Annotated in this window: 20 protein-coding genes; 9 read left to right on the forward strand and 11 right to left on the reverse strand. The window is 50.5% G+C overall.

Annotation, left to right across the window (positions count from 1 at the left end; translation table 11 throughout):
• Positions 1–108: 108 nt before the first annotated feature.
• Positions 109–651: an REP-associated tyrosine transposase gene (locus GM173_RS07940; RefSeq protein ID WP_203570847.1), complete on the forward strand. Its 543-nt coding sequence runs from the start codon at positions 109–111 to the stop codon at positions 649–651.
• A gap of 619 nt (positions 652–1,270) precedes the next feature.
• Here the strand turns inward: GM173_RS07940 and GM173_RS07945 are convergent.
• Positions 1,271–1,912 carry a thioredoxin domain-containing protein gene (locus GM173_RS07945; RefSeq protein ID WP_203570848.1) on the reverse strand — a complete coding sequence of 214 codons (642 nt, stop codon included), beginning with the start codon at positions 1,910–1,912 and terminating at the stop codon, positions 1,271–1,273.
• 348 nt (positions 1,913–2,260) lie between these two features.
• On the opposite strand from GM173_RS07945, the gene GM173_RS16195 reads away from it, so the two are divergent.
• On the forward strand, positions 2,261–3,766 hold the full coding sequence (locus GM173_RS16195; protein WP_203570849.1) for a carbohydrate-binding protein: 1,506 nt from the start codon (positions 2,261–2,263) through the stop codon (positions 3,764–3,766).
• Positions 3,767–3,947: 181 nt separating this feature from the next.
• Here GM173_RS16195 and GM173_RS07955 read toward each other — a convergent pair whose 3' ends face one another.
• The 6 genes from GM173_RS07955 to GM173_RS07975 form a co-directional block, all read right to left on the reverse strand.
• Positions 3,948–5,528: a cryptochrome/deoxyribodipyrimidine photo-lyase family protein gene (locus GM173_RS07955; protein WP_203570850.1), complete on the reverse strand. Its 1,581-nt coding sequence runs from the start codon at positions 5,526–5,528 to the stop codon at positions 3,948–3,950.
• Between the two features lie 323 nt (positions 5,529–5,851).
• Positions 5,852–6,499 (reverse strand): NAD(P)H-binding protein, encoded by a 648-nt coding sequence (locus GM173_RS07960; protein WP_203570851.1) that lies wholly within the window; start codon positions 6,497–6,499, stop codon positions 5,852–5,854.
• Entirely contained in the window at positions 6,496–7,032 is a 537-nt protein-coding gene (hutX, locus tag GM173_RS16295; protein ID WP_308439587.1) for a heme utilization cystosolic carrier protein HutX, read from the reverse strand. The genes GM173_RS07960 and hutX overlap by 4 nt, the downstream gene beginning before the upstream one ends.
• Positions 6,963–8,357: a heme anaerobic degradation radical SAM methyltransferase ChuW/HutW gene (hutW, locus tag GM173_RS07965; protein ID WP_308439588.1), complete on the reverse strand. Its 1,395-nt coding sequence runs from the start codon at positions 8,355–8,357 to the stop codon at positions 6,963–6,965. Before hutW ends, hutX begins: the two co-directional genes overlap by 70 nt.
• A gap of 110 nt (positions 8,358–8,467) precedes the next feature.
• On the reverse strand, positions 8,468–9,163 hold the full coding sequence (locus GM173_RS07970) for an HAD family hydrolase (RefSeq protein WP_203570852.1): 696 nt from the start codon (positions 9,161–9,163) through the stop codon (positions 8,468–8,470).
• A gap of 281 nt (positions 9,164–9,444) precedes the next feature.
• The gene (locus GM173_RS07975) at positions 9,445–10,584 is read right to left on the reverse strand and encodes a GNAT family N-acetyltransferase (RefSeq protein ID WP_203570853.1); all 1,140 of its coding nucleotides are present in this window, start codon (positions 10,582–10,584) and stop codon (positions 9,445–9,447) included.
• A 166-nt stretch (positions 10,585–10,750) separates the two neighbouring features.
• On the opposite strand from GM173_RS07975, the gene GM173_RS07980 reads away from it, so the two are divergent.
• The 5 genes from GM173_RS07980 to proB all read left to right on the forward strand — a co-directional run bounded on the left by GM173_RS07980 (position 10,751) and on the right by proB (position 15,785).
• Complete coding sequence (locus GM173_RS07980) at positions 10,751–11,299, forward strand: YaeQ family protein (protein ID WP_203570854.1); 549 nt, start codon at positions 10,751–10,753, stop codon at positions 11,297–11,299.
• 178 nt (positions 11,300–11,477) lie between these two features.
• On the forward strand, positions 11,478–12,854 hold the full coding sequence (locus tag GM173_RS07985; protein ID WP_203570855.1) for an EAL and HDOD domain-containing protein: 1,377 nt from the start codon (positions 11,478–11,480) through the stop codon (positions 12,852–12,854).
• A 77-nt stretch (positions 12,855–12,931) separates the two neighbouring features.
• On the forward strand, positions 12,932–13,615 hold the full coding sequence (locus GM173_RS07990; RefSeq protein ID WP_239078439.1) for a MarC family protein: 684 nt from the start codon (positions 12,932–12,934) through the stop codon (positions 13,613–13,615).
• A gap of 791 nt (positions 13,616–14,406) precedes the next feature.
• Entirely contained in the window at positions 14,407–14,634 is a 228-nt protein-coding gene (locus GM173_RS07995; protein WP_203570856.1) for a hypothetical protein, read from the forward strand.
• Positions 14,635–14,669: 35 nt separating this feature from the next.
• On the forward strand, positions 14,670–15,785 hold the full coding sequence (gene proB / locus GM173_RS08000; protein WP_203570857.1) for a glutamate 5-kinase: 1,116 nt from the start codon (positions 14,670–14,672) through the stop codon (positions 15,783–15,785).
• Positions 15,786–15,942: 157 nt separating this feature from the next.
• Here the strand turns inward: proB and GM173_RS08005 are convergent, their stop codons facing one another.
• From GM173_RS08005 to GM173_RS08015, 3 genes are all read right to left on the reverse strand, one after another.
• Positions 15,943–16,977, reverse strand: coding sequence for a YbaY family lipoprotein (locus tag GM173_RS08005; RefSeq protein WP_203570858.1), 1,035 nt, complete (start codon positions 16,975–16,977; stop codon positions 15,943–15,945).
• A 108-nt stretch (positions 16,978–17,085) separates the two neighbouring features.
• On the reverse strand, positions 17,086–18,051 hold the full coding sequence (locus tag GM173_RS08010; RefSeq protein ID WP_203570859.1) for a hypothetical protein: 966 nt from the start codon (positions 18,049–18,051) through the stop codon (positions 17,086–17,088).
• A gap of 64 nt (positions 18,052–18,115) precedes the next feature.
• Positions 18,116–18,694, reverse strand: coding sequence for a sugar O-acetyltransferase (locus GM173_RS08015; protein WP_203570860.1), 579 nt, complete (start codon positions 18,692–18,694; stop codon positions 18,116–18,118).
• A 114-nt stretch (positions 18,695–18,808) separates the two neighbouring features.
• Here GM173_RS08015 and GM173_RS08020 point away from each other — a divergent pair, with 114 nt between their 5' ends.
• Together GM173_RS08020 and GM173_RS08025 are read left to right on the forward strand one after the other, a co-directional pair.
• Positions 18,809–20,437, forward strand: coding sequence for a methyl-accepting chemotaxis protein (locus tag GM173_RS08020; protein ID WP_203570861.1), 1,629 nt, complete (start codon positions 18,809–18,811; stop codon positions 20,435–20,437).
• Between the two features lie 79 nt (positions 20,438–20,516).
• A complete protein-coding gene (locus GM173_RS08025) occupies positions 20,517–22,277 on the forward strand; it encodes an SIS domain-containing protein (RefSeq protein ID WP_203570862.1) in 1,761 nt (586 codons plus the stop codon).
• A gap of 65 nt (positions 22,278–22,342) precedes the next feature.
• On the opposite strand, the gene GM173_RS08030 is transcribed toward GM173_RS08025, so the two are convergent.
• Positions 22,343–23,245 (reverse strand): DMT family transporter, encoded by a 903-nt coding sequence (locus GM173_RS08030; RefSeq protein ID WP_239078440.1) that lies wholly within the window; start codon positions 23,243–23,245, stop codon positions 22,343–22,345.
• Positions 23,246–23,595 lie beyond the last annotated feature (350 nt).

Below are 23,595 nucleotides of genomic sequence, written 5' to 3' on the forward strand. Positions count from 1 at the left end.
GTTTATCAACCCGCGCGGATTACCGTTCGTGATATCGGAAACAAATTGGCGGGTTACGCCTTCGGCTAACCCGCCCTACGATGATGTATCTCTCTTTTTGGGCTGATTATGTCTTCGTATCGGCGGGCGAATGTGGCGGGTGGGTCGTATTTCTTTACGGTGGTGACGGAGCGGCGGCAACGGATTTTGACCGATGACGCGCTTCGACTTGCATTGCGCGAGGCCATTACAAAAGTTCGATTGGAGCGCCCGTTTCAAATTGATGGCTGGGTTTTGTTGCCCGATCATCTGCATGCGATTTGGACTTTGCCTGAAGGTGATACTGATTTTTCTACACGTTGGCGCTTAATTAAATCTGCGGTAACGCGTACGGTTGGGGAAATTTACTTTCGCCCTGAATGGCATACCAAGGTACGCGCCAAAAAACATTGCGGCACGATTTGGCAGCATCGTTACTGGGAACATTTAATCCAAGATGCTGACGACTTTCGCCACCATATGAATTATCTACATTTCAATCCGGTGCGGCATGGCTTGGTTAAAAATGTTGCTGACTGGCCGTATTCATCATTTCATCGCCTTGTTGAACAAGGAATCTACGCCAAAGATTGGTCAGGTATTTCATTGCAACCAATTATTAATGATGCCTAGCAGGTAATACATCGATATTATTTCTCGCTCGTCGGTCTTGGGGCTTTTAAAACCCCTTGATACCAAACCGACGAAGTCGGTGCAGGTATAGGGTCGCCTTCTCTTGCTTACTTCTCTTGGCGAAGCAAGAGAAGTAAGTGCCGCGCGGCATGAGCGCGTCTCAGTTAATCAGATCGCTGCAGATTAAATCCACGCCAACGTTTACCGCGCATGTTGGGCTTCGCAAGCTCAGCACCAACCTACAAAAGCTAAACAGTCAATTTCGGTGCAATTCACTAAATTGATTGCGTTATAACGCTTTCGATGTATTTGATCGCAGCCATTGATTAACAATGCCTCGCTGGCAATACATCAATATTATTTCTCGCTCGTTGAGCTGGGGCTTAAACATCCCTTGTATCAAGCCGAGTGAGGAAAAGCGGGGCGGGGTTTTTGCGATCAATGTTTGAGGCCGTAGGCCGAGTTTTGAGCGCAACCGCCTCGATTGTCCGCAGCGAGGGAATCCGGCGCAGCCGGACGCAGATGCAGGGTCGCCTTCTCTTGCTTACTTCTCTTGGCGAAGCAAGAGAAGTAAGTGCCGCGCGGCATCAGCGCGACTCTGTGTTCACACAGATGAAACTTAACTCACCCGCCACTCTGCAATCGCCTTTTTCAACGTCGCCTCATCGGTCATCCCACTCATCACCCGATTGCCAATCAACATACTGGGCGTCGCGAAAATCCGTAATTGCTGCCCCAATTGCACACTGCTTGCCAACGCGGGTGGCTCGGCCAGTTGAAGCAGATGCTCGGTCTGCGTTTGCTGCGCGATGGCGCGCATCGCTTGCGGTGTGATCGGGATTGGCGCTTGCAGTAGCGCAGTATGCACTTGCGCGTAATTCGGGCGGGCGGCTTGCCAGACCTTGAGCGCAAAACTGGCGGCGTCTGCGCTGCTATCGGCCATCATCGTCTGCCATTTCAACACAAAACGCACGCTGCCATCTTGCGCGACTTGCTGCAAGATCGGGTCGATTTTGCGGCAATACGGGCAATTAAAATCGGTAAACACCAACACGCTGCGCGCGGCCTTGGGCGCGCCAATCACTGGGTCGGCGGCGTTGAAATAAATGTGTTTGGGCTGGCTGGTCGCGAGTTGCGTCAGCTGCGCTTGAAAAACCTTGGTGCGCCGCGCGGCTTCCGCTTGCAAGTCGGCGAGTGAGGTATTTGCTCTGGCCGCCAGCGGCAGGCCGGCCAAGAGCGCGAGAAAAGTTCGGCGTTGCATGTGTTCGCTCAAAAAGGCAGAGCGTCGATTGTGGCGGGATGGTGGGGTCTTGTCTTGGGAAATAGTGCCGCTGAGTGCGCTCAGGTGGGGACGGGCGCTGTTGTGCCGACTGTGGGTGGCAGATTTAGCGGCAAAGTGATGTATGGCGCGCAAGGTTTGTTGCTTGTTATTCCCTCATCGTATTTATTCTCGTATTGTTTCAGTGTGCAAAGCAAAGAGAAATTTTTCAATTGGCTATTGCATCGTCTACTGGCTTTTGAGCGGTGGGTGTAAAAAATCAATCACGATAAAAAACCAATTACGGTGGCTGCTTTGCGCTGTATGAGGATGGAGAGAATGATAACCATGATGAATCATTGGATTTTGGCCGCGATTCCAGCGGCAATCGTTTCCGTTTCTGCTGTTGCTGCTCCGGCGTGGAATAGCGCGACGGTGTATACCGGCGGCGAAGTTGTTACTTATGCTGGGCAAGATTACAAAGCCAAGTGGTGGACTCAGGGCAATGTACCGGGCGCGGATCAGTGGGGGCCGTGGGCTTTGCAAACGGGCTCGACGCCAGTGCCAACCGCAACGCCAGTGGTGACGCCAACCGCGACCACCAAGCCGACCGCGACGCCGACTTCTACACCGACACCAACTGCAACACCGAGCAATACACCGACGCCTACCGTGGTTGTCACTGCGACCGCAACGCCAATCCCCGGCGGTAGCTGTACCAATGCCGAGTGGAATAGTGCGACAGCGTATACCGGCGGACAAAAGGTCAGCTACAACGGGCGCAATTATCAAGCCAATTGGTGGACACAAAACAATATTCCATCGAGCAATGTGGGCTCAGGTTTACCGTGGACTGATTTAGGCGCTTGCAATAGCAATGCTACGCCAACGCCGACTGCGACTCCCGTTGGCGCGACACCAACACCAACGCCAAGTACCACGCCAGTGGCGAGCGCCAAATTCAAATTTGCCCCGTATGTTGATGTGAGCGGCGCTTCTGATTTGGTCGGCTGGTCGCAAGCGACTGGGCAAAAATACATTTCACTCGCGTTTTACAATTCAAACGGCAGCTGCTCGGGCGCGTGGCCGAGTGATGAAGCGAATTTACTGTCGAAAGTACAAGGTTTGCGCGCGCTCGGCGGTGATGTGATTGTGGTCAGCGGTGGCTGGAATGCCAATGATTTGGCGCGCCGTTGTACCGATGCCGCCAGCCTTGCTGCGGTGTATCAAGGCGTATTGGATAAATTTGCGGCCGATCATCTTGATCTCGATCCTGAGGCGGGCGATGTGTACAACAATCTGGAACCAGCGATTGTTGATCGCCGCAATGCTGCTGTGAAAATCTTGCAAGACAACTTTAAAGCGCGTGGTAAAAAACTCGTCGTTTCGTACACGATTGGTGTTCACCCAGAGCCAGGCTTGGATGCGGCAAACTTGTATGTATTGCAATCGGCGAAAGCCGCTGGCGTTGAAGTCGATGTGGTGAATCCGATGGTGATGGATTTCTACGATGGCGTCTCTGGCAACCAAATGGGCAATCGCTCCGTGCTTGCACTGCAAAATGTGTTTAACCAAGTGAAAGCCTTGTGGCCGGGCAAAACCGACGCGCAGTATTGGGCGATGTTGGGCGCAACCGCGATGATCGGGCAAAATGATGCACAGGCCGAAGTGTTTACTTTGGCTGACGCGCAAATTCTGACTGATTTCGCGCAGCAAAAAGGCATGGGGCGTTTGGCCTTCTGGTCACTTGGCCGTGATAACGGTTCTTGCCCCGGCAATAAAACCGCCAATTGGCAGTGCAGCGGGATTGCTCAGCAAGATTGGGCGTTTAGCCGGATTTTTGGCACATTCAAATAAGCAGTTTTGATTGTTGAATCAACGGCACCTGCGGGTGCCGTTTTTGTTGCCTTGGCGTAATCGGAACGATGAATCGATGTAGGTTGAAGATTTTTGCTAGTCAAAATCGATCAAGGATGTATTTGGCTGTAGTCTTTGATTATCAAGGCTTAGCAATTAATACCCATATTGGTGTACGGGCTCATGCGTCGTCTTGCTGTTCAGCAAACAAATCGGGTTGGCTTGACTGGGCGCTGGTGCGTTTGTTGCTGCGCTGCCCATGCCGCACTGGGCTGCGGCTGCCGTGTTTTTGGTAGACGGCTTTGGCTTGCTCGCGCAGTTGCGGCTGACTGCGCCGCCAGTCGCTGATTTTTTGTTTGGCGGCGTGCAGCGAGGTTTGCCAGTCCACCACCGGCCACGGGTAGTCGCGGCCGAGGATGCAGCCAGCTTCTAATTGAATTGCCGGCGGCATTTGCCATGGCTCGAAGATACACCAGTCGGGCACGCGGCGCAGTGCGGGTAGCCAGTGGCGGACAAATGCGCCGCGCGGGTCGTGTTCTTGGGCTTGTTTGATTGGGTTGTAAATGCGCAGTGTGTTGATGCCGGTGACGCCCGACTGCATTTGCACTTGCGGGTAATGAATGCCCGGCTCGTAGTCGAGAAACAGCCGCGCCAGTCGGGCGGCGGGTTGTGGCCAGTGCAGCCAGAGGTTGTAGCTGGCAAAGCTGACCAGCATGGCGCGCATCCGAAAATTAATCCAGCCAGTGTGGCGCAGCATGGCCATACAGGCGTCGATCAGCGGGTAGCCGGTTTCGCCATTGGCCCAGGCCTGAAAATGCGCGGGGTTGAAGTCGGCTTCGCGCAGTCCGGCATAGCCTGTGTGTTGCGGGGCGATTTCCAGCTCGGGCTCGCTTTCGAGTTTTTGCATGAAATGGCAATGCCAGTGCAGCCGGCTTTCAAAGCTACGTAGCGAGGTGCGCCAACGCTGCTCGGCGGCTTGCTCGGGCGATAATTGCGCGACGCGCCGCCGCGTGGCTTGCACAATTTCGCGCAGCGATAGGCAGCCAAAGCTCAAGTACGGCGATAGCCGCGAGCAGGCCGATACGGCTTTGAGTGGGCTGGAAATCCCGCCGCGATATTGCCCGCCGCGCTCGAGTAAAAACGCCTGCAGCGTCGCTACCGCAGCGCGCCGACCACCGTGCTGGCGCGCGGCAAAGTCGCTGTCCCACAGCCGCAGCGGGATTTGCTCGATTTGTTCAATCGTCGGGTGCGGCCAGTACGCTAGCGCGGCGTCTTGGGCACTAGTGACTTTGGGCGCGGTGGCGGCGGCAAGGCGCTCGCTCCAGTAGCCATGCCAGTGGTCACGATTACGCAGCCGCCGCACTACGCCATTTTGCGGCCATTCTTGCCACGGCACGCCTTGCTGTCGACACCAGTCGCCCACTGCGCGATCACGCGCAAAGCTGGCCAGATTGCCAGTTTCTTCATGCGAATACAGCCCAGCCAGTGGCACTTGGCTGTGCAGCCATTGCAAGGCATCAAGCATTTCGCCCTGAAATAGATACAGCCGCAGCCCGCAGCGCTGCAGATCATGCGCCAGCTCTTGCAGGCATTCGCGCGCAAACCCCCAATGGCCTGCGCTGTAGTCGGGCTGGCTTTGCTGGCTAGGCTCGATGCAATACAGCGCCAACACCGGACCACGCTGGCTGGCTTGCCACAGCGGCCAGTGATCATGCAGGCGTAGGTCTTTTTTAAACCAGACCAGATGGATGGGGCTGTGCATATAGAGTTGGCTCTGACTCGCAATTTGCTTACCGCATTGCTCAAGCAATACTTTTAAGCATTAAATGTTACCAAATGGTAGCAGTAAATACTACTTGGTAAATAAGCACGGTGTTGCTTAGTGCGGGTCTTGCGTGGCGATATGTGCTGCTAAGGTGTTAAATGGGGTGTATTGCTTTGAAGTTATTGTTTATTAAAGATTACGGATTGATACCCATGCGTGATGGCTTGGTGCTGGATCTAGGGATTGATTGGGATTAAATAGCGGATGTACAGTGATTGGCTGCTCATCCGCTTTGCAGTGATTAATACTTCAATTGCAGGCTAGGTTGATTCGCTGGCGAGCACCGTCCAAACTTGCTGGGCTTTGCTGGCATCACGCAAAATAGCCAAGGTCGCTAGCGCAGCGTCGCTGCGGCTGAGATACATTTTTCGCTCCGCAGTGAGCGTTTGGATTAGTGCATAGCGCCCGGTGCCCGCTTCATCATTGAGCCCACCGGGGCGAACAATTCGCCAATTGAGGGGGCTAGCACGCAATTGCCGTTCGGCCTCGGTTTTGGCGATTAACGCTTCGCGCAACGCCTGCTGCACATTCGGTGGCAATTGCTCAAATTGCTCATCGCAACCGACCGAAGTCAGCAGCACAAACGGCAAATCACTTTGCCAGCTTTGCGCGGCATTGATCACATTCAGATTGCCAATTGCATCAATTCGTCGCCCGGCGGCATTTTTACCGCCAAGTAGGCTCACTACTGCGCGCGGTGCGGCGAGCTGTAGTGCTTGTTCGCAATCGGCCAGTGCAAAGGCATCGCCCCGAATAACGGTAACCCCCAATTCAAGCAGCGCGCTGGCATCGCGTTCTGGGCGCAGCATGCAAGCGACGCTCAGCCCGGCTTGCAGGGCATGATCAATCAAGTGGCGACCCGTTTTGCCTGAGCCGCCAAAGATCAAGATGTCGTGCGGCTGATTCATTGCGCCTCCTTGCTGGCGAATGCACGCAAAGCATCGATTTGCTCGGCGCGTAATTGGCCGTGGTCATCGCGGCCGACAAAGATTTTAAACATCACCGCACCTGCTTGATTGCAAAAAATCAGGCTGGCGGTGGGTTTGCCCATAAAGGGGCGCTCAACCCAATAAATGGCGGCGCAGTTTTGATAGCGCAAATGCCCGTGTAGGCCGGTGCTGCCATGTAGATTAAAGAATCCATGACCGACTTCACCGGCTGGCAATGGGCCGGTAAATTCTAAAATGGCGTCGTTGCTATGGGTGATCAGCGTGACTGGCGTTTGCCACTGGTGAATTGCGGTCATCAATTCGACAAAACAATTTCCTGCCATTTTTTGCCATAGTGCGGTGGGTAGGCATTCGATCACATCGGCCACCGCGCACTGATGCGTGTCGGCTAGCTGCTCCAAAATCACGCCGGGATTGGCGGCTAGGCGTTGAGTGAGTGCGGCTTTTTGCTCGCTACTGAGTGTGGGTGCGACATGGTGGGTGTTGGGCATGGTGTTTCCTCTGGCGGTGTAATCAGTTGGGCGAGTTCGCGAATCATCGTCGGCGCCCAAAAGCGCCCACCGATGGTTAAAGTGATCTGGTCTTGTTCGATGGTGAGCAGGCCTTGCTGCTGCCATTGATGTAATTGCGTCAACAATACGGGGTACGGCGCAAACAATGCGCTGGCAAACTGTCCGGCCTCAAGTGCGCCTTGAATCAGTGCAAAGGCCTGCTTTTGTGGGCTGGTGGCAGCTAGAAAAGCGATCGGTTTTTGTTCCAGCGGGGTGGCGAGGTAGTCGTCCAGATTGCCTTGCACCTGATAGCTGTAGCCCGCATGGCAGCCCCCTGCGCCTGAGCCAAACGCAAGGCAATCTTGCCCCGATTTAATCGCCTGATTGTAGCGATTGCGCTCGTATCGATTGGGGCTGGGGCTAGCAAAGTGACTATTGCTCAGCTGTGTCCAGCCTGCAGCCAGTAGGCGGCGTACCGCATAGGCGTAATGGCGGCATTGGGTGGCCAGATCGAGCAACGGCGGCAAGGCGCCTTTTTCTAGCATGCGGTTGATCGGTAAATTGGGAAAGCAATTAAACGCGTACAAATCCAAGCCGGATAAACCCAGCGATAATGCGACATCCAGATCGTGCGTCCATTTGGCGTCATCTTGCCCCGGCAGACCAAACATCAAATCGGCCACAATGACCGCGTCGGTTTGCTCGCACAGTTGGCGCAAATACGTTGCAGCGTCCTCGCCCGAATGCTGACGACCTAGCCTGCGGCGCAGTTGTGAATCAAAGCTTTGCACACCGATTGAAATTCGGTTTGCCCCCGCAGCAAGGCAGGCTTGCGCTTTGGCGAGGCTGAAATGCGAAATCCGGCCTTCGATGGTGATTTCGCAATCATCGCTTAGTGGCAGCGTGCGGCGTACTGCTGCGAGCAGTCGGCATAAATCAGCTTCGCTGAGCGCAGTGGGCGTGCCGCCGCCAAAATAAACCGCATTAATTGAGCCACCCGCGGGGCGTTGGCTGGCCTCGAATTCCAATTCGGCAATGAGTCGATCTACATACGGCGTGCCGTGCTCGGCTTGCCAGGCATTGCGGTAAAAACCACAAAAAACGCAGCGATTGGCGCAGAACGGGATGTGAAAATACGCCAACGTGCTCGGTTTGATCGGCGCGCTGACAATGCGCTGTGTAATCGCCGGCCACGCAGTTGGCGGCACCATCTGTGCGCCCCACATCGGCATTAAGGCTTTTCGCTCAGCAAATGCGGTAGGGAGTACATCATTGGTTTGCAGCCAGCAATTTAGCTCTGGGCTGGCAGGGGTAAGACTGGACATAGGTCAATATTCATTATTTGTGATAATGATAACCATTGTCGTTTAGTTGGGCGAGCGCTATTTTGATGCGTATCAAGTACGGCTAGATCAGTGAAATACAGTGCTAGGGCTTAAAGCGCTGATTCGGGTAAATCAAATGCATGTCGAATTCGCTGGCTGAGCGCTTGCGGCGTGCGGGAAATGATGACTTCGGGGACGGCATATTTGAGCGTGAGGCGGCGAAAATCTTCAAAACCGTATGACACCATAAATGGATTAAATCCCGCAGCCTGCATTGATAGGTAATCTTTATGCTCGTCGCCACAGGCAAACGCGCGCGCGGGGTTGATACCCAGCTGCGATAGCGCAGCGCTGAAATATTCGGTTTTTGCGGTTTTGAGTGGAATACAGCTAAAAAAATCGAGTTGTTGAATGTCTAAATCATGCCGCGCAAACAGGCGACTGAGCGTAATCGCTGGCTCATGTGTCACATTGCGTGTTACCAGACCGACGCGGATGCCCGGCGTTGCCAGTAATTGCTGCAATAAAGGCGCAATTCCCGGATAAAGTACTGCACTTTCGCGGTAAATGTCAGTGAGCGTATTGATTAGCTCTTTGCGATTGGAGTTACCTAAACTTTTGGCTAGATTGCGCGGGAATTCTTTAATACCGCCCAGATATTTAAATAAATTACGCCGTTTTTGGAAACGATCCAAATCACCTATCGCCATCCCATGTTGCGTAAAAGCCGCTTCAATTGCACTAAAAGCATCGATAATGGTGCCATCAGCATCTAAAAGTATCAATTTGTCGTGGCTGGCATACATAAGTAACTCCGCACTGAGGTGCTGGAAAATAGCTTTAGCTTAAGTGTGAAATATTGAAATGTGATGAAACTGCAATCGGATTGCAATAAAGAGACAGCGTAGATAAAAAGTCAAAATCGGGGAGTTCACGAAAGGCACGAAAAACACGAACAAAGATTTAAAATGAAGTAATGGCTATAAATTGTAAGAAAAATGCACTCTACGAGCTATTTTATTTTTTGTTTTTTTCGTGCCTTTTGTGTTATTCGTGGATTTAAAGGTTTTGATCTTAAAGTGCAAATCTATTCGGTCAGCCGAAACGGCAAATGCGTGGCCATTTCGAGTTGATAGTTTTGCGTCGCCGCCGCTTCGCGAGCAAGAAATTGCGCGACGCTTTGCCTCATTCTGGGATCTGCAATCCAGTAGCTGCTCCACGTCGTAATCGGCGCAAAGCCACGTGCGAGTTTGTGTTCGCCTTGCGCGCCCGGCTCGAAAGTGTTTAGTCCATGCTCAATCGCGTAAGCGATCCCTTGGTAATAGCACAACTCAAAATGCAGGCCTGGGCATTCGATATCGGCCCCCCAATGCCGCCCAAACAGCGCGGTATCGCTGCGATAGCAAATTGCCGACGCAATTAAATCATCACCCTGATAGGCAACAAAAACAACCATTGCTCGGCCGATTTCTGCGGCGAGTTGCTGGAAAAATTTCAGCGAAAACGCCGGATGATTGCCATAGCGGCGAAACGTATCGCAATAGTGGCGGTAAATCGCTTGCCAGCTCGCCGCGTCGATTTCATCGCCGTGCAAAGTCGCCAAACGCAGCCCAGCATCGCTGACGCTACGCCGTTCTCGTTTGAGTTTTTTGCGCTTCATCGCGGTAAACGTCGCCAAAAAGTCGTCAAAATCACGGTAATTCTGATTCTGCCAATGAAATTGCACACCGCTGCGCATCAGTAAGCCAGCGTCGCTCAGTGCGGCGCGGTCAGCTTCTTGCACAAATAAGCACTGCCACGATGAGACTTTGAGTTCTTGCGCCACGTGAATCGCCGCGGCAATCAATTCAGCGCGCGTCGATTCATCTTGCCCCCGCGCCAACACGCAACGCGGCCCCGGTGATGGGGTAAATGGAATCGCCGAAACCAATTTAGGGTAATACGCCAGCCCTGCCGCTTGCCATGCTTGTTCCCATTGCCAGTCGCGCGAGAAATCACCGAAAGAGTGTTGCCGCAAATACAGCGGCAGTAGTGCACGCGTTTGTTCTTGCTCGTCTTGTAATAGCAAATGCACTGGCTGCCACGCTAAATCAGGGCTGGCCGCGCCGGTACTTTCGGCGAGCCCCAAAAATGCTTGACTCAAAAATGGATCATTAGTGCGTTGAAGTTGCGACCAGTCGGCTGGGCTGAGATCGTTGGCGCTACTGAGTAAGGCGATGGTCGTCATAGATCAGCGAGGAAGGGTGGATTGGTTGATGCTAGCACGTCTGATGAGTAAATTTGTGCAGATAAAGCCTGTGCATTGGCGCGACAGCATCTCACATGCTGAGGCACATCGCTTACAGCTTTGGCGCTTTCCGTTACACTGTCGGCTTCATTAGGAATGACAGCTCATGGCACTTAAATCAACGGTTTTCAAAGCCGAACTCAATATTACCGATATGGATCGCGGTTATTATCAAAGCCACGCGTTGACGATTGCGCGGCACCCGTCGGAAACCGACGAGCGCATGATGCTGCGTTTGGTCGCTTTTGCTCATCATGCCAGCGACACACTGGAACTGACGCGCGGTTTGTCGGCCGATGACGAGCCCGATGTGTGGCAAAAAGATTTAACTGGTGCGATTGAAAAGTGGATTGAGTTGGGCTTGCCAGATGAAAAACGCATCAAAAAAGGCTGCGGCCGCGCCAATGAAATGTGGATTTATGCCTACGGTGGCCGTGTGGTGGATATTTGGTGGGATGGTATCAAAAACCAATTGACGCGTTTTGAGCATTTAAATGTCCTCAGCATCCCAGCCGATACCTTGACTGAACTCACCAAAATGACCGAACGCACGATGCAAATTCAGTGCACGATTCAAGACGGCCAAATGTGGTTGTCGGATGCTAATCATAATATTTTGGTGGAATTGACAACATTGCAGTCTGCTACAGTATAGCCATCAAGCCATTTATTTTGAATGGCTACATGGCTATACCTAGATCAGTCTCTTTGCAAAATGCCAACTTCACGCGCGCCTTGTTGCGCGCTAATTTGGCCTGAGTCAGCATGAACTAGATCACTGCCGAAATTGCATTGATTTCCTATACTTGGATGGCTTTGTACGGACAGCCTTGATGCCTAGTTTGTTTCACCGCCTTTTTCAAAATGCCGCGCCCGAGATTGATTCGGCGGCTTTTGAACGCCTGAATGCATTGTCACCGCGTATTCATTTAGAAGATGGCGCGCTTGCCGCCGATTTTAATCCCGAAGATAAAACAATTATTTGTCGCGAAACCATCGTCAACCGCTTTGAGCGCGTGGTTGGCCATGAGTTTATGCTGAAAAAAAACATCACCGAGCGGGTGCATATTGGTCACGCGATGCGCCGATTGTACGATCAGGCCTTGGTGAGTCAGCTCATTAGCTTGCCTTTACTGCAATTATTGGGGCAGCGTTTTGCCTTGGTACATATTGCGGCGGAACATATTTTTGATAGCAAATTAGCGCATTTGGCTGGTCAGCATTGCGTGTTTGTGCTGCGCTTTGCTGATGATGCCGTTAGTGCGGCATTGCTTGAGCAGATTAAACAATTACGCAAAAAAGGCGTGATGTTTGGCGTTTTGGCACATGAGTGCTTGAACGCAGGGATGGAGCATCTGCTTGATTCAATCGATATGCTGGTGCTGGACGTGCATGAGGAAGCGAGTTTTCTAACCGAAATCGCCGAAGCGGTGCGCGGTCAGCCCCACTTGCCTTTGCTGGCCTGTCATATTGATTCTTACGAAGCATTTGATGCCGTGTGGGAATCCACGCTGTATGGCGAACGGGTCTGTTTTTTTCAGGGGATATTTATTAGTGGCCGTGATGCTTGGGGCGTGAATCCAACGCCAGCATTGCGATTTCAAGTGCTGCGCTTATTGGCGTTGATTGACCAAGAAGCCCCAACGCAAGAGTTGGCTGATGCCCTGAAAGCTGACCCCGTGTTGTTATACAAACTATTACGGATGAGCAAAACGTGTGCCGCCGAGCCCATCGGCAGCGCCGAGCAGGCTTTATTGTGCGTGGGGCGAGAAAGACTGCATCGCTGGTTAACATTTATGGCGCACAGCCAAATGCCCGATGCGGGGCGTGATCTAGCTTTGTTGCGTATCGCTTTGCAGCGCGGTCGCTTGATGCAATTACTGGCGGCCAAGCTTGGCTTAGCGCAGGCCGAGCAGGTCTTTCTGACCGGCGTGCTGTCATTGATGGGGGCTTTGTTACTGCAGCCTCTGGCCGAGATGCTCAAGGCCATCGCGGTACCTGCTGAAATCAGCGCGGCACTGCTAACACGATCTGGGCCACATTTTCCTTATTTGCAATTGGCGTGTGCAGTGGAATCGCAGGACTTTCATACGCTCAGTCAGTGTTGCCAAGCTTTGCATTGCTCGGCTTTGCTGGTCAAGCAACTACAAACCGAAGCCGCGCAATGGGCTGAAACGCTGCTGTGCCAAGAAGCCAAAGCCGATGAGTGAAAGGATGATGACAGCACCTATCCTTTTTAAGCTTAAAGCACTAAGATAAAGCTTCTTTTGCCCCTCGATTTCCTATCATGATGCCGTATTTAAGTTCGTTTATTACCAATTTTTTGCTCGTAATCGCGGCGCTGATTCCGATTTTGAACCCCTTGGGGCAAGCTCCGATTTTTATGTCGATGACGTCGCGTTACAGCGCGGAAGAGCGGGTCATTTTGGCGCGCAAAGTCGGCATGTATGGCTTCTCACTATTATTGGTGAGTATGTTTATCGGTATTTATGTGTTGGAGTTTTTTGGCGTCTCGCTGGCGATTGTGCGGGTGGGTGGTGGCTTGCTGGTTGCGACCGCAGGCTGGCAATTGATGTCGTCAGATCCATCGCATAGCGTGTTGGTGTCGACCGATGAACGCTTAACAGAAGAGCAATTACGGCAACGTGCGTTTTTCCCGTTGACCTTTCCAATCAGCGTGGGACCCGGTTCGCTGACCGTGGCAATTACTTTGGGCGCGAGCTTTAAGCGTTCTGGCATTGATACGGTATTGATTCCACTGGCGAGTGTTTTGGCGGTCGCGGTGGCGTCGTTCTTATTGTATTGGTGCTATCGAAATGCTGATCGTTTACTCAAATTAATGGGCGAAACAGGCACGATTATTTTCTTGCGATTGTCGGCGTTTATTCTGCTTTGCTTGGGTATTCAGATTCTTTGGAATGGTCTTAGCGAACTGATGGCTGAGTTTTTAATTCAAAATTGGCCAAAATAATCCCGCCACTGCGCCGTCCTACCGCACACACCCAGAGCACTACCTGCCGCTTTTATCTCGCTTGATGCGGGATGAAAGTGGCCATTTGGCGTAATACTTCACCAGCATGCGCGAAATCTAGCGCCAATTTCACGTTAAAACTCTGCTTCATCCTTGCCTAGCTCAGCTTAGCAATGGCCAAGTCACGCCGCCTCTTCTCTAAAGTACACGCTGTATTGCTAAGCGCAATCGGGCTTATACGCAAAACAAAGTCACTGCCTGACATTCTGAGCTTTTAGCGCGCAGCTTTTCCCGCAATCAATGATTCAATTTGTCGCCGTTTTATCAAAAACGAGGTGTATCTGCGTCTAGCCTAAATAAAATAATGGCTGCAAAACGATACTGTTTTAGGGTGGATAAGTTGTGGATGTCTATGAGTAATCGATATAGATTGCAATGTATGTTTTGGGCGTAAGCTTCGATTATGGATAAAAATTAATTTTGCCTAACAAATCGATGTAAGCTACTACCGCGACAATACCGAAAGCATCATCCAATTAAATCGCTGTAAGCAAAATAGAAAAGTGACTTATCCACAGCATTGTGCAGGCCTTATTTATTATTACTAATTTAAATTAAAAACTAATAAAACTAAGCGTTTTGCCGAGCTAAAGCTGTGGATAAATCGCGGTTTACCGCCGAATACTCCAGCTAGCATTTGGCAAAAAAGCTAGGCTTAATCTGCAAATTGAGCGAAAATTACTGGCTAGTTGCGACAAATCGCCTGAATTGACGGCAACAAGGAGCTGAAGGTGGAAGTGAATATTTTTAAAAGCATGAGCAACCCGAGCAAATGCCTCGTGTTACCTGTAGACGTGGATGTCGATGAAAGCCAATTGGCGATTACAGATGCCGACTACGAACAAGTTTATTTCTTACGCACTCGCACCTTGAAAATTGGCAATGACAATGTCAGTTTTGATCCGGCCACCGCAATCAGCGCCATTGAAAAACAAGGCTTTTACCTATTTACTGTGTAGACGTGCTGGCCATTGCAGCACTAGAGGAAGTTCATATGACCATTTTGCCAACTGCTCAACGCATCGTCGTCAAAGTCGGCTCTAGCTTAGTGACGAATGAAGGCAAAGGTTTAGACCACGCCGCATTAGCACGTTGGGCGCAAGAGATCGCCGATTTAACGCGCTTGGGAAAACAAGTGGTCTTAGTCTCCTCTGGCGCCGTTGCCGAAGGCATTGCCAGACTAGGTTGGACGCAAAAACCAACCGCAGTGCACGAAAAACAAGCCGCCGCCGCCGTTGGCCAATTGGGGCTTTGTCATGCATATGAGAGTGCATTTCGGCAGCACAATCTAACTTGTGCACAAGTCTTGCTCACGCATGAAGATTTATCTGACCGTACGCGTTACCTCAATGCGCGCTCCACCTTGCTCACTTTGCTGCAATTAGGCGTGATTCCCATCATCAATGAAAACGATAGTGTGGTGACCGCCGAAATCAAATTTGGCGATAACGATACGCTCGGTGCTTTGGTCACTAATTTGATTGAAGGTGATGCACTCGTTATTTTGACCGACCAAACCGGCCTATTTACTGCCGACCCGCGCAGCAATCCAAACGCGACTTTAGTACAAACCGGCATTGCGGGTGACCCTGCTTTAGAGGAAATGGCAGGTGGCGCCGGTTCTAGCGTTGGAACAGGGGGGATGTATACCAAAATCATCGCTGCCAAACGTGCCGCCCGTAGCGGCGCAGCAACCATCATTGCTTGTGGTCGCGAAGCGCAAGTATTAACCCGACTTGCCGCTGGCGAAATGATTGGTACGCAGCTCACTTCAGACACCTGCGCCTTGGCCGCTAAAAAACAATGGATTGCTGACCATTTGCAACTGAAAGGCAGTGTGACACTGGATGCGGGCGCAGTCCGTGCCGTCAAACAATCGGGTTCAAGCTTGCTGCCAATTGGCGTGATTGCGGTCGATGGTGAGTTTTTGCGCGGAGAAGTGGTGCGCTGCGTTGATCAGGACGGACAAGAAATCGCCCGTGGCTTAATCAATTACAGCTCACAAGAAACGCAACGAATCCTGCGCCAACCAACTGGCCAAATCGAAGCCGTGCTCGGTTATATTGACGAAGCTGAATTGATTCATCGGGATAATTTGGTTCTGTGTTAATGGGGTATTGCTTTTTAGCCTTTAATATATAATTGCTTTAAATAAATACCCTTGGTATGAGTCACCGTTGATTGTGCCTATATCAAAATACACCGCATATGAAAAAGCCGTAGTGAATCAGATTCGCTACGGCTTTTTGTTTTACTTCGTATTGAAATTAAATATTTTTCAACATGACAGTCGCTTCGCGCCCTGCACCGCGTGTTAGCACTGGCGTATGGGTGTCGTTAATTTTGATAAGCTTGCCGTCCATTTCTAACCTAGCGCCAATCGAGTAAGTATTACGTGGATCGATTGCATCGGGTGAGAATTTGAGCGTCACCGTTGGTGGCGTGCCTTGCTCTAAAGTGATCGTTTGTTTCGCAATCACTTCGGCTGGCGCATCCATGCGGGATACATCGCGCAATTCGACCGTCAGGACGGCGCCTGGATACAAACGTCGATCTAGCCACATCACTTTGGCGGTAACGCTCTCAACGGCTTGTTTTTTGACGAAGCCGTACATTGAAAATGCCTGTTGAACTTCTTTTAAATTGGTCTGCAGTGCAATAAATTCTTTGCCCTCAGGGCTAGCCGGGTCAAATGGGTTATTGGCGGGTAATTGCGCCACATAAACACGCTGGCCATCGTCTCCTAATACTTCACCAATAGGCTTTTTGTCGGTCGCCAATTTTGTCCAAGCCGCCTTAGGAAAAACTAAAATATCCAACAAGGCGTATTGTGCTTGGCGATCACCAGTACGGAAACGATATTCGAATTGTTGCGATGCGCTTTCACCATAGAAAGGGATTTCACTGCCTGACTTCACATGGATTTGCACTCGGTTGGCGGTCCAGCGATCAGGAGGAATAAAAATTAAGCCCGATGCTGCATCGCGAATGGGTCTTAAGGGCTCTTCGGCATCCGCTAAAGTACAATTTTTCGCAACCATCACATCGTTTTGCTCTAAAAACCCAGTGTCGCCTTTTAGCCAAACTGTGGTTTTTCCATCGCTATATTTGACGCCAGACGCTGCCACGACTTGTGGCAATGGAATGTATGACCAACCGACCTGGAGTTGAATCGCATCCGGTGCGGCCATTTGAATCGTGAATGAATGGCCTTCATCGCATTTAAATTGTTTTTGAGCGCCAGTTTGATTCGCAAATGCAAGACTACTGCACAATAGAACTGGGAGAAGCAATGCTTTCATGGATTTGCCCTTGTCATATCTTGAGTCGATATTGTGGGCAATTTGCAGCCAATAATAAAGGCGAATATTTCCATTTTTAAGTCAGTGATTGTTCAGCAATCAGCATGTTCAAAAAATAGCTTGATCTGGAAATGCCGCCGTTTCAGTTGGGGTTTGCATTAAAGCGCGCGGCACTGCAACTAATAGAATTAGTTTTTCGATTGGAATTTCACGCTGCAAAATGAGTTCAGGCAATTCGATAATTTGATTATCACTATCTTCGCCATCGACGACGCCCATGCGATCAACATTGCAGCGATGAATTTGTAATTGCACAATATCGGGTGTAGCGGCTAATTCAGTAATTAATAATTCGCACATGGCCTCAGGATTGAGCGTGTCATGTATCGTTTGTAACTCAGTGGTGAGCACCTTGATACGCTCTTTTTGCGCTGTTTGGGCCGCACTGGGCGTATTACCATGCATGCGGAGCATCGTTCTGGCGTTAATTAATTCATCATCAATTTGTTTTTTCTTAGTTTCAACCGCCGAAATAGCCAATTGAGCTTGATTTGCCACGGTATCTAAAATCCGCAGCGCCCCGAGTTGGACTAAGGCATCCGCTGATTCGGCAGGAATACCAATTCGATGATTTGAAAAAACCAGCAATTTTTGCGGAACATCTTGCCGAATTTGTCCATCCACTTCACTGACACCGTAGCGGGTTTTTTCCTCGGCGTCGGCAATTAACCCGACATAGGCCGTTTCAACCAGTGGCCAAGTGGCAAACCATGTTTGCAAATCTTTATCGTTACCGACAATTTCACTCATGCGGTTTGGCGTTGCAAATAGCAATTGCAGTGTGCGATCGTTGCGCCAATTTTCGACGGTGAGTGCAATCGGCGCCGGTAATTGTGTCGCTAGCGCGGTTGCATGTGCGTGCGCCCAAGCAATGTAAGACACCAAGCGCGATTGGTAATTACGAGCGAGCCGAATATGCGGGTGCGCAATATCAACCAAACGCTCAATCAGCGCTTCGTCATCCGCGCTGATTTTCGGTTTAGGCGCAAACCAAGATTGAATCGTGCTCCACATCGTCGACCACCTCGTAAAAAAGCTGAATTTTAAACGTTATTGATCAACAAGCTCGTGTTTTGGCTCAAGGATTGAGTGCATATAGCGTGCTTTCATCCGGCGGCGTCAATTCGCGGATCACTCGCGCAGGGTTGCCGCCCGCTAAGACACAGGATGGAATGTCCCGCGTCACAATGCTGCCAGCGCCAATTACACTGTGATCGCCAATCGTAACGCCGGCACAAATAATTGCGCTGGCGCCAATCCAAACATTGTTGCCAATCGTGATGCCTTTCGCGCAATAGGCCCATTTTTGCCGCTCGGTTGGATCCACTGGATGAGTGCCGGTTTGGATTTGGACATTCGGGGCAATAATGGTGTGATGACCAATCGTGATGGGCGCGCCAGGCGCAGCGGCAATTTGCGCGTTGTAATTAATAAAGACTTTGCGACCAAAACGAATCAAATGCCCGCGCGCAATTGCCAGTGGCGGTGTAATGATGACTTCTTCTGCTTGTGCAAACAATTCAGCCAATATTGCAGCGCGTTCTTGCGCCTCCCCATAAGGCAGATGATTAAAGCGATGTAGTAATTCGCCTTCTCTTTTCCAGTGTGTTTCGGTTCCTAAATCTTCGAATGGGAAGTTGACTAAATCGTGACTCATACATCACCTTTGTGTATTAGCAATTGATTATCTACGTGAATTGGGCTTGTTGATATAGTATAGGTCTTCTATGGTTGTAAGTACTGCCACAAATACGTATACAAAGGGTTTGACATGAATAATTGGGGTGTAAAAACACGTCTTTTGGCTGGGTTTGGATTGGTTCTCTCTTTGTTGGCAGTGGTCGCTGTCGTCGCTTTATTTAGCTTAAATGGCTTACGTGGGAATGTCGCTCATTTAGTGGAACAGCGTTATCCAGTTGTTGTTAAATTGAATCAGCTAATTGCTTTGGCTTACCAAACTGATATCGCTTTTCGTAATGCGGTTTTGGCTGAAACGCTAACCGATACTGATAATTTAGTGGCTGAATTAAAAAAACAGGGCCCTGATGAGGAAGCAAAATTAGCCGAAATAAAAACCATGCTGGCCGAGGATGCCAGTGCGCAAGCACTGTTAAGCGATGTGCTTAACGCCAATGTAGCGATGGATGCTAAAAAAGAAAAATTATTTACACAGCTAAGCCTTGATCGAACTACTGGGGCGCATTTTATTAATACTGAGTATGCATTGGTGAGTAATGCTTACCGCGATGCACTACTGAAATTGGCGAAGCAGCAAGGCCAGGCGATGGATGAGGGCAAGTCGGCCGCTTTAAGCAGCGCTAATAGCGCATTCAATGTAATTGCTTTAGTGAGTGTGTTTGCGGTTGTATTGGGTTTAGTGATGGCATGGTTGATTGCTTCCAAAGTCATTCAGTCTTTGTATGCCGCCAGTGAGGTTGCGGAGAAAATTGCTGCTGGCGATTTGAGCCATGATTGGCGTGGGGTTCAATTTGGCGATGATGAATTAGGCAAGTTGCAAAGTTCGTTGCGAAAAATGCAGGACAACTTAACGCAAATTATTCGGCAAATTCGTGATAATTCTGAAGCTGTCACACGATCAGCTCGAACGCTTTCGAGCGCATCACAGCAAATTATGATGGGCTCGGATGAGCAATCGTCTTCAGCAAGTTCAATGGCTGCGGCGGTTGAAGAAATGAGTACCAGTATGGATCAGGTGGCGGATAACACGCTTGATGTTGAAGAAAAAGCCAAAGGCGCTGGCCAATTGGCCAGTGACGGCAGCAAAGACGTTTCAGCTGCTGCTCGCGAAATGCAGGCTATTTCCGCTGAAGTGGGTAGTGCTTCTGAGCAAATCACTGAGCTTGGTCGTAATATCAATGAAATTGGCACAATTGTTGTGGTGATTAAAGAAGTTGCCGATCAAACGAATTTATTGGCCTTGAACGCCGCGATTGAGGCTGCTCGCGCCGGTGATATGGGACGCGGCTTTGCAGTGGTGGCCGATGAGGTGCGTAAATTAGCGGAGCGTACCGCACAATCGGCCAGTCAAATTACCAATATGGTTGGCAATATTCAAAGCAGCGCAAACGATGCGGTCGTTCGGATGAGCAGCGGAAGTCGCCGTGTTGGAGATGGTCTGCAGTTAACGACGCAGGCCAGTGACAGTATCGGTTTGATTAATCAGCGCAATCTGGAAGTAATGCATTCGGTACAAAGCATTACTGAACAAATGCAAGAGCAGCGCTCTGCGGCGCGCGATATTGCGGTTAATGTTGAACGAATTGCTCAAATGGCCGAGGAAAATTCGGTATCGGTGCGCAATATGGGCGACTCGATTGTGCAATTAGAACAAATGGCGGTACAACTATCGGCCACAGTGCAACGATTTAGAGTGTCTTAATGCTGCGATGGCGTGGTGTGTTTAATTGCTGCGGATTTCATTAAATCGCTAGTCTTAGTTTTCTTTTCTTGGATGAATTATGTCTGAACTGATCGCTTATATCGCACCGCAAAATGTACTGCCTGCTTTATCTGATTGCTTATTGATTTTAAATAGCAGCAATAGTCATTTGAACGTGGTTCAGTCCGATGAAAACGAGGTAGTGCAGCGGCATTATGCTTTGCAGATGCCGGTGCAGCGTTTGGTGTTTCCGCCTGCACACTGTCATTGGTTGATTGCGAGTTTAAGTCATGAGGCTCAGCCAGCGGTACGCACGCTACACCCTCATTTGGTCGTCGTCGCAGACGGTTTGTGTAGCAATCACGCGGATTTAGCGCGCAGTGTTGACATTGGTATTGCATCGAGTTTAAGCGAGCTGATTGAAGCGATGTTATTAGCGCACTTGAATCGAGGGGCGAGTTTGTTAGAGGCGATTAACCTGTGTAATGAGCAGCTAACTGGCGATGTTTCGTATATTTGCCACCAACAAGAGCAAGCACAATATATGTTTGCCGTTTGCTTGGGGCGGCCACTATTTGTTGGTTTGGAGTCGGGCTTGCGGCAAATCTGTTGCAGCAGTCTGCGTTTGATTCGTCAGCGCGCCAATCAAGTGTATGCAATGAATAGCGGTGATGTCGTGCGCTTTGGTTTGGGCGCGCCTGCGCGGATTTTGTCGAATGGCACTGAGCAAATATTGCCAATGCCTGCGGTGAATAAAAGCCAAAGCATTCCGCATTACATGCTAGAAGAAATTGAAGCTCAGCCTGAAACGCTGGCCATTTTGGTGCAAAAGTATGCGGCGGGATTTTCGCTGCCACTGGCTTTGCGTGGCAAATTAGCGGGTATCCGCGCCGTGACCTTGTTGGCCTGCGGTTCTAGTTATCATGCGGCCTTAGTAGCGAGTTATTGGTTTGAAACTTTAGCGGGCTTACCCGTTCAGGTTGGACTTAGTAGTGAATACACCGACCGAGATTGCCAGCCTGATGCTTATGATCTGGTGATCGCGATCTCGCAGTCGGGAGAAACGGCCGATACAATCGCCGCGCTGCAACATTCGCAAATCAAAGGCGCACCACGCACGGTGGCACTGACCAATTCGCCCGGCAGTACTTTAACAACATTGGTTGATCATATTTTGCTTACCCATTCTGGTGCTGAGCAATCGGTCAGCGCGACCAAATCGCTGACTGCGCAGTTATTAATGTTGTATGTGTTGGCTTTTAGTCTGGGTGAGGCGCGTGGCAAGTTGACGAAAGAACAAGTGGTCGCCGCGCAACAAGAAATGCTCGCTCTACCCACTGCGGTGGCAGAAACGCTGCAGCTAAACAAGGATATTCGCCGCTGGGCTGGGCTATTACATCGGAAAAAAAATCTATTTGTGATTGGCCGCAATACTCACTACCCCGTGGCCATGGAGGGCGCGTTTAAATTACGTGAAGTGGCGTACCTGCATGCGGTTGCCTTTCCGTCGGGTGAGCTCAAGCATGGCCCTATTACCTTGGTGAATGAAGAATTGCCGGTGATTGTTTGCCTGCCGTGGAATTTACAAGCACAAAAAATGCTTGATGATTTGAAAGCGGTGCGCGCCAATCGGGGCGAAATTTTTATTCTATCGAATGGCAATATTGCATCGGTTGAAGGTACCTCGGTGGTGCGGATGCCGAGTGGCTTGACTCACTTAAGTCCGATTATCTACACAGTGGCATTACAAATGTTGGCGTATTACTGCGCAGTGCTCAGTGGTAATGATATTGATGCGCCACGCAATCTTGCGAAAACGAAAACTGCAGCGCTGGCTTGAGATTAATCTGGCGGGTATTGCTCTCTATCTATTGTTTTATAATATCTAGAGAGCAATACATGTGTTTATTTCTTGCTGACCAACCATACTCCACCCAAAACCACCACAGCTCCTAGCCACTGTACTACCGTTAGGCTTTCATTCAGTAATTGCATACTCAGGATGATCGATAGTACTGGACCAAAACTGCCAATCACCGCGGTACGACTAGCGCCGATTCTTTGCATGGCTGCAGTAATTGCATACACCGGCAAAACAGTTGAAACAATCGCGATAATCAGCGCATAGCCCCAAACTATAGTTGGCTGCTGGATCGTGGTGAGTGGGTGGCTCAAGAGCCAGTGCACTAAAATGCCAAGGCCAGAAACGGTCAACGCCAATTCGGTAAAGCGCATTGAGCCTATGCGGCCAATGACCGCCGGACTCCATGTCATATACAAAGAAAACACCAAGGTGCTGGCAACGACAAAGCCGATTCCTGCCCAGTCGGCGTGTGCGTTGGCTAATTCAGGAGCCAATACCAACACCATGCCCAAATAGGTAAGCGGCAAGGCGCGTTTAATTCGTGGCGCAATTGGCGTGCCGCTGAACCACGACACCAATAGCACGGTAAACGTTGGATATAGACATAAAATCAAGCGTTCCAAACTGGCGCTGACTGTTTCGAGCCCGATAAAATCGAGCACGCTAGAAAGGTAGTAGCCCAATAGACCTAGACCGAAAATCTTCCATTTATCAGATGAAGAAATGGGCGTTTCTTGTGCGTCAGGCGCGAGGCGAGCAACGCGCCAGAGGCGCACCATCCACAGCAGTGCAATCGAAAAAATCAGCCTTTGCATCAATAGAGTCACTGCATCGACGCCGTGGGCAAAAGCTAATTTGATAAAAATACCTTTCATGGCAAAGCCCGTGGCGGCAAAGCCAGCGAGCAAAACCCCGGTACGGATTGATTTTGCAGATGTTTGCAAGGTGCTGCCCTCCTTCAAAATTCGGCTTACTGGGTTGCCGAGTGGTGCGGGAGGAAGTCAAGAGGAGGGATCGCCACCGCCGGATTCACTTCCCGCGGTGGTCACGCCAAATCGACGTTTACCGCGCAGGCGCGAGTAAGAGCCAGGCCAGCGGCTTGGCTAAAGTCGAAATGAAAATAGGCGTGCGATTGAGTGTCATGGCTTCATCATGCCGTGCGTGTCAGCTTTGCGTCAACCCTTAGCTGTGTAACCAAATGTTGTCGTGCACAATTCAATTTCCGCTCAGCCTGATTGCGCGCTGCGCGCACTAGCCAGCACAATGACGGATCTAAAAGATTGAAGGATAAGCA

Source organism: Deefgea chitinilytica (assembly GCF_016881405.1).
Classification (GTDB): Bacteria; Pseudomonadota; Gammaproteobacteria; order Burkholderiales; family Chitinibacteraceae; genus Deefgea; species Deefgea chitinilytica.

Bases quoted from the DNA above. Each gene is read 5' to 3' on its own strand.
- hutW (WP_308439588.1), bottom strand. From the start codon at position 8,357: ATGTCCAGTCTTACCCCTGCCAGCCCAGAGCTAAATTGCTGGCTGCAA.
- GM173_RS07960 (WP_203570851.1), bottom strand. From the start codon at position 6,499: ATGAATCAGCCGCACGACATCTTGATCTTTGGCGGCTCAGGCAAAACG.
- GM173_RS07980 (WP_203570854.1), top strand. From the start codon at position 10,751: ATGGCACTTAAATCAACGGTTTTCAAAGCCGAACTCAATATTACCGAT.
- GM173_RS07945 (WP_203570848.1), bottom strand. From the start codon at position 1,912: ATGCAACGCCGAACTTTTCTCGCGCTCTTGGCCGGCCTGCCGCTGGCG.
- GM173_RS07990 (WP_239078439.1), top strand. From the start codon at position 12,932: ATGATGCCGTATTTAAGTTCGTTTATTACCAATTTTTTGCTCGTAATC.
- GM173_RS07940 (WP_203570847.1), top strand. From the start codon at position 109: ATGTCTTCGTATCGGCGGGCGAATGTGGCGGGTGGGTCGTATTTCTTT.
- GM173_RS08015 (WP_203570860.1), bottom strand. From the start codon at position 18,694: ATGAGTCACGATTTAGTCAACTTCCCATTCGAAGATTTAGGAACCGAA.
- GM173_RS08020 (WP_203570861.1), top strand. From the start codon at position 18,809: ATGAATAATTGGGGTGTAAAAACACGTCTTTTGGCTGGGTTTGGATTG.
- GM173_RS08010 (WP_203570859.1), bottom strand. From the start codon at position 18,051: ATGTGGAGCACGATTCAATCTTGGTTTGCGCCTAAACCGAAAATCAGC.
- proB (WP_203570857.1), top strand. From the start codon at position 14,670: ATGACCATTTTGCCAACTGCTCAACGCATCGTCGTCAAAGTCGGCTCT.
- GM173_RS08005 (WP_203570858.1), bottom strand. From the start codon at position 16,977: ATGAAAGCATTGCTTCTCCCAGTTCTATTGTGCAGTAGTCTTGCATTT.
- GM173_RS16195 (WP_203570849.1), top strand. From the start codon at position 2,261: ATGAATCATTGGATTTTGGCCGCGATTCCAGCGGCAATCGTTTCCGTT.
- GM173_RS08025 (WP_203570862.1), top strand. From the start codon at position 20,517: ATGTCTGAACTGATCGCTTATATCGCACCGCAAAATGTACTGCCTGCT.
- GM173_RS07970 (WP_203570852.1), bottom strand. From the start codon at position 9,163: ATGTATGCCAGCCACGACAAATTGATACTTTTAGATGCTGATGGCACC.
- GM173_RS07985 (WP_203570855.1), top strand. From the start codon at position 11,478: ATGCCTAGTTTGTTTCACCGCCTTTTTCAAAATGCCGCGCCCGAGATT.
- hutX (WP_308439587.1), bottom strand. From the start codon at position 7,032: ATGCCCAACACCCACCATGTCGCACCCACACTCAGTAGCGAGCAAAAA.
- GM173_RS07975 (WP_203570853.1), bottom strand. From the start codon at position 10,584: ATGACGACCATCGCCTTACTCAGTAGCGCCAACGATCTCAGCCCAGCC.
- GM173_RS07955 (WP_203570850.1), bottom strand. From the start codon at position 5,528: ATGCACAGCCCCATCCATCTGGTCTGGTTTAAAAAAGACCTACGCCTG.